Origin of the sequence: Aminobacter sp. J41 (assembly GCF_000526635.1) — a bacterium.
Lineage (GTDB): Bacteria > Pseudomonadota > Alphaproteobacteria > Rhizobiales > Rhizobiaceae > Aerobium.
Genome location: NZ_JAGL01000109.1, coordinates 1 through 1,135, shown reverse-complemented (window position 1 = coordinate 1,135; position 1,135 = coordinate 1). Strand labels below are relative to the sequence as shown.

The 1,135-nt window shown below is 59.9% G+C and carries 2 pseudogenes; one reads left to right on the top strand and one right to left on the bottom strand.

What is annotated here, in order from left to right:
- A pseudogene (locus L630_RS23310) lies at positions 1-225 on the top strand (hypothetical protein); the annotation flags it as partial.
- Positions 226-338: 113 nt separating this feature from the next.
- On the opposite strand, the pseudogene L630_RS0120785 reads toward L630_RS23310, so the two are convergent.
- Positions 339-1,070 (bottom strand): annotated as a pseudogene (locus tag L630_RS0120785) (IS110 family transposase); the annotation flags it as partial.
- Between the last annotated feature and the right edge of the window lie 65 nt (positions 1,071-1,135).

Sequence of the window (1,135 nt, the reverse complement as noted above, 5' to 3'; positions counted from 1 at the left end):
CGCAAGCTCAACTCGACCGACGTCATCGACGCCCTGTCGGACCTGTTCATCCTGCGTGGTGTGCCCGGCCATGTCCGTTCCGACAACGTCCTAAGAGCGGAAGGAATTGAAGCGCACAGTCAAAGTCTCTCTGTGCGCCAGCATGCTCTTGCTGCATGGCGCTCGTCAAGCTGGGTGATCGAACCAGGCGGCTTCCACTGGCGAAGGAAAAGGTCTCGTCCATAGCAAACACAGGGTACGCCTGGCGGCGGCCCTCACCGTCCTCAACACGAGCTACTGATCCAGGTGGAAGACCCGAACATTATCTACAGGGTCATCGCAAAGATGCCCTCACGGCCCTAGCTGACAGAGGTTATTCCACCTGGCACCCGCCCCTCAACGAAGGGCCGGTAGTCGGAACCGCTCTTGATGACGGCGTGCACGACGCGCGCCATCTTGGCGGTAATTGCGGTCATCGCCTTGCGGCGCAGATCGGGATTGTCGCGATCGCGTGCGATGTAGCGTTCGAACTTGTGCCTGAAGCCATTCTCGCGCTGACGGATGGCGACTTGCCCGGCGATCCAGAGCGTTCGTCGCAGCCTGGCATTGCCAAACTTCGAGAGCCGGGTGAGCCCGCGATATTGACCAGACTGCTGCGTCGACAGGTCCAGCCCGCAGAACTTCAGAAACTGACGATGGTGCCGAAAGCGGCGCAGATCGCCAGCCTCCGCAATGATCGTCAGCGCATTGATGGGGCCAATGCCGGGGATCTGCCGCAGGAGCTGGTAATCCTGACTGTGCCGCAGCAGTTCGTCAGCCTGCATCTCGATCTCATTGCGTTGCCTGATCAGGCTGCGCGCTTCGGCCACGACCATACGGAACATGCGAATTGCGGGGGCATCAAGGGGTAGAGGCAAACCGATTGAGGTCCGCGCTGTCTCGTAGATGTCCATGAGGAGCTGGGTCTTGCTGACCTTACGGCCGACGACATCCCAAGCCGCCTCGACGAAATCCTCCTTTGTCAGCGCCGTGACGCTGGCCGGCGTCGGAAAGGCATCGAGGAAGGCAAAGAACCAATCGCTCCGACTGTTTGCGTATTCCGATGAAGCCGGCCATTGATTCCGAAACGAAGCCGGCCACCTGTTCCGATTTCATT